Genomic DNA, 5,483 nt, shown 5'->3' with positions numbered 1-5,483 from the left:
GCCCGCCGATCGGACTCGAGATGGTCAGGTCGAAGCTATCGCCCAGACGCAAATCGCGTTTTGACATCGCGATACGAATGGCGAGATTGTTCTTGCCCGCTTCCTTCACGATGGTCGGTGCAGCGCCGAGCGCGCCCGGCGTGACGGGTGCCGGGGCCGGTGGCCTTGCTGCGACTGCATCGGCCTGGTTCGTCTGCCCCATCGCGCGCGCGATCCACGGCTGGAATGCAGCCACGCGCGTGTACACGCCGTAATGCCCGGGCTTTCCGCACTCTTCGTGACCATAGCTGACGATCCCGACCTGCACCCAGCGGGTGCCGTCGAGCCTCAGCAGAAGCGGTCCGCCGGAATCGCCGTTGCAGGAATCCACGCCACCTTCGGAAAGGCCGGCACAGATGCGCCGGTCATCGATCGGCCCGGCCAGATACGCCATCGATGCACTGCACGTCGCATTGTCGACGATCGGAACTTCGGCCTTCTGCAGCGCCTGGGCGACCTTCACAACGGATTGGGAACCGACCATGTCGCCCCACCCGGCCACCGTAGCCCAGGGGGATGCGGTCACCTGCAAGACCCGCTGCGGAATCCCCGTTCCGGGTTCCAATGTTACGGCAGGCAGGGAAACAGGGGATGTCAGCCGGACCAGCGCGATGTCGTTTTCCAGCGTCGATCGGTTGTACCGCTCATGCGCGATGACTTGCCGCGCACCGACGACCGTTCCTTTCTGGTCGCGATAGACCGAGCCAAGACGGATCCGGATCGCGTCGGGAGCTGCCACCGCGCCCGTCCGCTGATTGACGACACAATGCGCTGCGGTGATCACCCAGTCAGCGCTGACCAGGGTACCGCCGCAGCTGCAGATGCCATCCTGCCTCCCTATCGAAAGGCAGGCCTGGAACTGCAGCTCACCCTCGGGTGCGGGCACACCGCCAACGATGCGCGCCCCGAGCTGTGCCAGCGCAGGACCCGATCCCCATCCCGAACAGAACGCCGCAATGGTGAGCAAGGCGACCAGAAATCTCCCGCCGCTCGCCCAGTTCCGGGCGTGCTGGGTGCGGGTGCGCCCCGATCCGGCAAGCGTGCAATGCAAGATCATGGCACCTTGCGTTCGTTCAGCGACTGGCTTTGTCCGATCATCGCCTTGGTGCGTGTATAGGCCTCGGAAATCAGCGTGTCCGGCTTTTGCAGCAACTGGTCGGCGCGGGCGTAATATTCGAACGCCGCGCTGGGCTCGTCGGGCAACAGGGCCTCCTGGCAGACCCCCATATTGTACAGCAGGTCGACATTCGCCTGGTTGTTCCCGGCGTACAGCGTTTCGAAGATGCTGCAGGCGCGATCGATCCGCCCCGCCTTGGCAAAGGCCACGGCATTCTCGAACTGCTGTTGCCCCGCCTTGTCCAGATTGCGGCCCTTGGGCTTGAGCTTCACCTCTATCGTGCGGTTATAGGGTGCGACGTGACGGCGAATGATCTGTGCTGCGTCCGACCGGAGCTTGCTCAGCAATCCCTCGGGCGTTGAAACAGGCGGCGGCGAGGCCTCCCCCTTTTTAGATCCGCCGAAAATCGAATTGAACACGGACCCCAGGCTGACATTGGGATCTTCGACCTGGCCATTGCAGATCGTGTATTCGTCCTGCACGGCCACCGCTTCGGCATAGATCACCGCGCCTGTAGACACCTTCACCGCGCGTGGCGAGACAGTGTACTGACCGATCGTGGTGCTGCACGGCACCTTCTGCGTGACCGTCTGGTCGCACTTGAACAGACCGCTGCTCTTCGCGCAGGTACTCTCCGACCGCGTGAAATTGTTCGTCCTGATTGCCGCAGTGGTGACGGTACCGGTAAAGATGACATTGACGCCGAGCTTGCGGCCAAATTGCAGGGTCTTGGCAACCTCCGCGTTGGAGATGGTGTTGTCTGCCGTGTAGTTCATGCTGTCCATCGTGCGGACAGAGAACACCTGCTTCTGGTCGATAGCGGCGGACTGCAGCTCGGAAATCAGGATGGAGGAGAACTCCGCGCCATCCTGACCGTTGAAATTGATGACGCCGATCGACTGCTCGGCGGCAATCTGCGGGTATTTTGCCTCGAACCTGGCTTCATAGCGAACGGCCTGCTGTGCGGATGCCTCGCCCGCCAGAAGCATCAGACAAGCCAGACCGCAAACCAACGAAAACTTCCCCTGCCCCACCATGATCATCCCTTGCGTGTTGACTGTGTTGACGAGATCAGCGGCGCAGGACGACCAGCGTGCTGCTCGGCCCGCGAGACACCAGAAGCTTGATGCGCCCCGCTGCAAAGGCCGACGCAAGCTGCGACGATGCCGAAGCGCTCGCCTCCAGCGCCGAGGAATTGATCGCGGTGATGACATCGCCGACCAGCAACTGACCGAATGCCGGTCCCGACTGCTGGACGCCGAGAACGCGGATGCCCCTGCGATCGTCCGTCAAAGCCACCGTCAGCCCTAGCTCGGCGACCGCTTCGCTCTGGACAGTGGCGAGCGGCGATGGTGCTGCGCCGACCTTTGCCTGCAGGTCGCTGCGCTTCGCCGCTGCCAGACCGGCAAACCGACCCTGCGGATAGCTTGCGAGATAGGTCGAGCATGGACCATCCGAACGCGCATCCCGGCACAGCGCCCAGGCCTCTGCCTCAATATCCACCGAGCCCTGCGCAATCCGCGGCGGCGGCGCGACGAAATAGAATTCCTGGCTTGAGAGCGATCCATAGGTAAACGGTTCCTGGACGCCAGCAGTCAGATCGAGCACATCATCGCGAACCTGACGCAGCAGCATGTTGATCTCGCGGCCGGGCTCGGGCAACCGTTTGGCGAGTGACTGGGCAAAGGGGCTGTATCTGCCGCTGCCGTCGGTTGCGGTCGTGCCAGCCTTGGCGCTGTAGATCACCAGGCTGTCTCGCGCCGGCTCTATCGGGGCCAGTCCGCGGGGAATGCTGCGCGAGCTGGCGGAGCGACGCATCCCGGCTGGTGGCACCCGGCACGCGTCCAGCACGATGATGCGCATGCGTTGCGCGCCGCTGCTGAGATCGACGACCGTGGACAGCTTGACCGCTTCGAGCTCAAGGTCGCGGTCGTTTGCAAGCCGTGCATCGACCGGAATCAGGTAATTTTCGCCATTATATTCAATGCCGTGCCCTGCAAAATAGACAAGGGCCACATCGGCTGAGTCCGATAATTCGGCAAAATCACGCAACGCCCGCTCCATCCCGATCCGATCCTGATCCTTCAGGAAACTGATCTTGTCGAATCCTGCCTGCCGGAGCGCATCATGAATTAGCGTTCCATCAGCCTGCGGGTTTGCCAGTTGCGGTGCACTCGCATAATTGGCGTTGGCAATGATGAGGGCAACGCGCTGCTGCGCCAGTGCTGGCTGACAAAATGCTGAAGCGATAAGCGACCCCACCAATACCGAACGCCAGCCCATGGCAATCAGATTTCGGACCTTCGTTGTCGCAGCACGCCGAATCATCATTCACCGTTCCTCCGACAGAACTTATCAAGCGCTAACCAGAGATTCCAGACTTGTCGCTCTTTGCCAGGAGCTGTATGAACGAAAAATACGAAATACTTTAAAATGACTGTAATTTTGGCCTGATGGTCCGTCACAAACCGCTGGTCAGGACATGTTGGGGATTGAAACCATGGCCCGGATGAAGGTTCTGGCAATGCTGGGTTTCGGGCTTGCCTGCTGCACGGCAGCGGTGGCCCAGGACATGGATCCTGAGACCCTGCGCGCGAAAATCCGCGAACAGATCAAGGCTCTGGACGCAGGCGCTCAACCTGCTGCCAACGGCAGAAGCCTGTTCCTGAACAACGCGCAGGATATCCAGCAGCCGCTCTATCCATCGGCGCCGGCGCAGCAGGTGGTACCGCCAAGGCCTGCGCAACAGCCGGGCCAGACATCGGCCCAACCTCCCGCCGCCACAGCCAGCGCATCGGCGATCGACCTGGAAGTGCCGTTCGAGCACGGGTCGGACGTGATCGCACGGCAATACCTGCCGGCCCTGGCGCGTTATGCGGATATCATCGCCTCCCCCGAATTTGCAGGGCGGTTGATCGGGATTATCGGCCACACAAACGCGATCGGGGATGCGGCCTATAACCAGCAACTCTCTGAACGCCGTGCCGCAAGTGTCGTGAGGGAACTGGTGCAGAGCGGCGTTCCCGGCGACCGGCTGTTCGCGCAGGGCGCCGGCGAGACGATGCTGAAACCGGATATTCCGTCAGTATCCGAAAAGAATCGCAGGGTGGAAGTCAGAGTGCTGCGCTGACCGTCAGCATGGTCCAAGCGAGTTCTTGCCTGGCGCCAGACAGTCCCTCAAGAATTTCAAGCTATCGGACGATAGATCTGGCGGGCCGTATTTTCGCATCATCGCCAGCAAGTCATCAGGCCCTGTAGCTGGTATCTGTGGATTGGCTGACGTGAAATCGGCCAGCAACCATGCGGGTAGTACGCCTTCAAACGGCGCTGCAGAGGCGAAGCACGACATATACTCATAGGCCCCCAGCACCTCCGGCTTGATCACGAAAATATCCTGAGGGCCAGGAATGACGAGAGTTTCCCCTGGCCGAAGCTTGGCGCTCGGCCTTTGGCTATTGGGCAAAACCTTGGTGGTGCGGTTCTGTGCGTCGGTATAATAGCAAAGGATATGGGCGTCGCGGGCCGTACTGACGGCGAAGCTCGCACGACTGTCATTTGCCAAAATGGCTATAGGCTGAGAGTCTTCACCGGTGCCGCTGGTAAATGCTGGTCCATAGGCGCTGACCTTGATGGCAAGTCGGTTGTTCGGGTTGAGCACGGGCTGCAAAGGCTGACTGACCGCGCCGAATTGAGCACCATACAAAGCGAAATAGACCTCGAATGTCGGCAGGCCCAGCGCCGGCAATTGTTGTTGCGTCTGAAAGTTGGAGATGGCGGCGCGCAATTCGGGCGTCAGCTCCGATGGCGGTGATCCAGGATACAGCCCACGATCCGCCAGCCCGGCGGCAATCAACCCGATCTGTTCTTTCGGCTTGAGCTTTTTGAACGCTTTGCTCGCAGCTCGAATCGCGCCCGTGTCGGTCTGCGACAGCGTCAGACACCGCTGATAAGGGACCTGTGCCCAAGACCCGACCGCCTGAATCAGCGCGACATCGATCAGCGCGCGGAGCGCCTGCTGGACCCCCTCGTTATTGTCAAAGCTGACATCCAGAAATCCGCCAATAAGGCCGATACTGCCGCCAAGATCGCCTCCCTTGTTACGCTTTTTCAGGACCATCGACAGGCTTTGGGTCGTGAGGGGAACAACGTAACCCTTGATGTCCTGGAAATAGATGGTGATCGTGAGCAGTGCCTGTCCCGATTGATCACGAAATCCCAGACCGATGGGGCCAAAGGAAAGTGCGCCGCCCGTCCCCTTGGCGGATATGTTTTGTTAGCGTCCGCGCTCGTGGTGTAATTTTCGGTGGAGATTTAGGTGCTGCTGGTG

The 5,483-nt window shown here is 60.8% G+C and carries 5 protein-coding genes; 1 reads left to right on the top strand and 4 read right to left on the bottom strand.

All coding sequences use genetic code 11. The annotated features are described in order from the left end of the window. The 3 genes from AX735_RS14755 to AX735_RS14745 all read right to left on the bottom strand — a co-directional run. Window positions 1-1,096, bottom strand: a 1,096-nt coding sequence (locus tag AX735_RS14755) for a S1 family serine peptidase (protein ID WP_156447517.1), incomplete at its 3' end; no start/stop codon positions are given. After that, window positions 1,093-2,145: a hypothetical protein gene (locus tag AX735_RS14750; RefSeq protein WP_066281875.1), complete on the bottom strand. Its 1,053-nt coding sequence runs from the start codon at window positions 2,143-2,145 to the stop codon at window positions 1,093-1,095. The genes AX735_RS14750 and AX735_RS14755, both read right to left, overlap by 4 nt. Before the next feature lie 82 nt (window positions 2,146-2,227). Beyond that, the gene (locus tag AX735_RS14745; protein WP_066281872.1) at window positions 2,228-3,439 is read right to left on the bottom strand and encodes a caspase family protein; all 1,212 of its coding nucleotides are present in this window, start codon (window positions 3,437-3,439) and stop codon (window positions 2,228-2,230) included. A 217-nt stretch (window positions 3,440-3,656) separates the two neighbouring features. On the opposite strand from AX735_RS14745, the gene AX735_RS14740 reads away from it, so the two are divergent. Continuing rightward, on the top strand, window positions 3,657-4,286 hold the full coding sequence (locus tag AX735_RS14740; protein ID WP_446471825.1) for an OmpA family protein: 630 nt from the start codon (window positions 3,657-3,659) through the stop codon (window positions 4,284-4,286). Window positions 4,287-4,289: 3 nt separating this feature from the next. Here the strand turns inward: AX735_RS14740 and AX735_RS14735 are convergent, their stop codons facing one another. Next, a complete protein-coding gene (locus AX735_RS14735; protein ID WP_066281863.1) occupies window positions 4,290-5,273 on the bottom strand; it encodes a DUF4384 domain-containing protein in 984 nt (327 codons plus the stop codon). Window positions 5,274-5,483: the final 210 nt, after the last annotated feature.

The sequence above is a fragment of the Blastomonas sp. CCH1-A6 genome (assembly GCF_001556365.1).
GTDB classification, from domain to species: Bacteria; Pseudomonadota; Alphaproteobacteria; order Sphingomonadales; family Sphingomonadaceae; genus Blastomonas; species Blastomonas ursincola.
This window is presented reverse-complemented; position numbering and strand designations above follow the sequence as displayed.

What these genes read in the sequence shown, in the direction of transcription:
- AX735_RS14750 (WP_066281875.1), bottom strand. Translation starts at nt 2,145, where the DNA reads ATGCTTCTGGCGGGCGAGGCATCCGCACAGCAGGCCGTTCGCTATGAA.
- AX735_RS14745 (WP_066281872.1), bottom strand. Translation starts at nt 3,439, where the DNA reads ATGGGCTGGCGTTCGGTATTGGTGGGGTCGCTTATCGCTTCAGCATTT.
- AX735_RS14740 (WP_446471825.1), top strand. Translation starts at nt 3,657, where the DNA reads ATGGCCCGGATGAAGGTTCTGGCAATGCTGGGTTTCGGGCTTGCCTGC.
- AX735_RS14735 (WP_066281863.1), bottom strand. Translation starts at nt 5,273, where the DNA reads ATGGTCCTGAAAAAGCGTAACAAGGGAGGCGATCTTGGCGGCAGTATC.